Annotated in this window: 2 protein-coding genes; both read right to left on the bottom strand. The window is 42.2% G+C overall.

Annotation, left to right across the window (positions count from 1 at the left end; translation table 11 throughout):
- Positions 1-105 precede the first annotated feature (105 nt).
- Positions 106-861 (bottom strand): IS21-like element helper ATPase IstB, encoded by a 756-nt coding sequence (gene istB / locus I5677_RS17010; protein WP_197662848.1) that lies wholly within the window; start codon positions 859-861, stop codon positions 106-108.
- 3 nt (positions 862-864) lie between these two features.
- A complete protein-coding gene (gene istA, locus I5677_RS17005; protein WP_197662847.1) occupies positions 865-2,409 on the bottom strand; it encodes an IS21 family transposase in 1,545 nt (514 codons plus the stop codon).
- Positions 2,410-2,572: the final 163 nt, after the last annotated feature.

The raw sequence follows: 2,572 nt of genomic DNA, 5'->3' as shown, positions 1-2,572 counted from the left end.
ATGCGTATACCGGTGTGGCGGAGCCACTATTCCGGTGGGTGGTGAGCCACCCGTCCGGAATAAATGAGCCACCGTTCCGGTATACTTGAGCCACACTACCGGATATTATTTATTTTTTATGCCATATATCTCCCTCATGGAGCGATCGGATTCAGTACCATGTATTTCGATGGTGTAGGAATCATGAACAATCCTATCCAGTATAGCATCGGCCAGGGTTGCTTCTCCTATCTTTCCATGCCATCCGGCGGGTGAGAATTGGGAGCAGAAGATGGTAGATGCTTGTTTATGACGGGAATGGATGATTTCAAGGAGATCTCTTGATTCAGTTTCTGTTAGTGATACCAGCATCCACTCGTCCAGTATTAGGAGATTTACTTTACGATATTGGTTGATTACCCTTTTGTATATGCCTTCTCCTCTGGCTACAGCTAGATCGGTAAGAAGTTCAGGAAGACGGATATATTTAACCGTATAATACTGCTTACATGCTTCAATACCGAAAGCACAGGCCAGATAAGATTTACCAGCACCAGAAGCTCCCATGATAATGATGTTATGTTTGTCTGCAATATATCGGCAGGTTGCCAATCGTTCAATCTGGGACTTATCAAGTTTTCTGCCGGCACTGTAGTTGATATCGGCAATACAGGCATAACTCTGATCAAAGCAGGCATTATGTATCAGCCTTTTTAGACGGTTATTTTTACGGCTTGTATATTCCATATCAACAAGTAATCCTAGACGCTCTTCGAATGAAAGATTGTCCAGGGAGTGTTCCTGCAATTGACGACGATACGCATCAGCCATGGTGGTGAGACGCATTTCAATTAGTTTATTGATAGTTGCTTCATTTGTCATAATCTATTTCCTCCCATAATAGTCTGCACCACGAGTAAAGCCGTAGTTAGCAGAATCATCATTTGTTTTTGCTGTCTTATCTTCGGTTACTTTGTCCTGACCGGTTGAAAGAATGGTCTTGACACTTTTAAAGCTGGGGTGAGGCGTATAGGAAAGTGCTTTTTTACAGGCAGCTTCTAACCTTGGAACAGAATACTTATCCGCCAGCTTTAGCAACGCCAAACAGCTTCTGTAACCCTGTTGTTCAACCTTATGGGAAGAAAGGATTGCCTTTACTGTTATATTTGTATTTGGACCAATTTTCTCAGCCCAGGAAAGAAATCTTTCTGCATTCCATTGTACATAATTCTGATGGTCTTCCGGCATATGTGCATCATTGGTGCTATATTGCCCAGCACGCCCATATAGCCTTGGATGGGAGCAGATACGATGGTTATGGTAAAAAACTTCAATTACATTACGCGTTACCCGCACATCCACCTTATGCTTTATATACTCATAAGGAACTGAGTAGTGCATTTTATCTACAGTTATGTGATAATTAAGTTGAACGGTGGCTTGTTTCCAGACTGCCAGTTCATATGGATTAGTGGGTAGCGGTAACAGCAGTGATTTTTCTTCCTCAAGAAAGACGCTGGTTCTGCTACCTTCTCTCTTTTGGAATGGCTTACTGTTGAAAATATTGAGTTTTTCCTTGATTGCTGTATTAAGTTCTTGTAGGCTGAAGAATTTTTGCTTACGGAGTGCAGCAATAATCCATGTAGAGATAACCCCGACGGTTCCTTCAGCATTGGGTTTATCTTTTGGTTTGCGCACCCTGGCAGGAATTACAGCAGTATCATAGTGTTCTGACATTTCATGATAGGTTTTGTTAATGACAGGAGTATACCATGATACTTTTTCTACTCCGGTTTTTAAGTTGTCCGGTATCAGGATGCGGCTTACACCCCCAAAGAAACGGTACATGTTTACATGTGCATTTATCCAGCTTTCTTGATCCTGTGATAGAAAAGCTTCTACGTAAGCATACTGGCTGTAAGAGAGAACACCTACAAATACATATGCAGGAATGATTTCACCGGTATCTCTGTCAACAATGGAAGCTGTCTGTCCGGCCCAGTCAACTTCAATTTGTTCACCGGGTTTCCTGGGGATATGCATGGTAGCTCGTTTCTTCTCAGCAAACTGCTGGTAGTGGTAGCAGAATTGCGAATACATAAGTGGAATCTCATTACTAAGTCTGCATTCCTCACAGTATTCGCTCCAAAGAAGTCTTAGCGTAACCCCACTTTTAGCCAGTTCCTTATGAATATACTCTAAGTCAGGGTATTTTCTTGGAACGGTCGTGGATTGTTGTGAATTAGGAAACAGCTTTTTTTCCAATTCACCATCGGTTATTTCAGAACTTAATGGCCACGTAATATTAAGTTCTTTTGCTCTGGCAACTACTTTTGCCACAGTGTTGCGAGAGCACTCACAGCTAAGAGCAATGCTGCGTTGGCTGATTCCTTGGCTGTAGAGCCTAAGGATTTCTCTGTACTTGGTCATATGATGACCTCCCTTGAATGTATTTACACTAAAAACTAGTGCATAATTACATTCTAAAGGAAAAACCGCATAATGGCTCACTCTCCGGAAGAGTGGCTTAATTTCACCGGAACGGTGGCTCTCACTTACCGGAACAATAGCTCAAAGTGAGCCGGAATATTCA

It is taken from the genome of Mobilitalea sibirica (assembly GCF_015999265.1).
GTDB classification, from domain to species: Bacteria; Bacillota; Clostridia; order Lachnospirales; family Lachnospiraceae; genus Mobilitalea; species Mobilitalea sibirica.
The sequence above is the reverse complement of the archived record's forward strand: the minus strand, read 5'-3'. Positions and strand labels throughout refer to the sequence as shown.

What these genes read in the sequence shown, in the direction of transcription:
- istB (WP_197662848.1), bottom strand. Translation starts at nt 861, where the DNA reads ATGACAAATGAAGCAACTATCAATAAACTAATTGAAATGCGTCTCACC.
- istA (WP_197662847.1), bottom strand. Translation starts at nt 2,409, where the DNA reads ATGACCAAGTACAGAGAAATCCTTAGGCTCTACAGCCAAGGAATCAGC.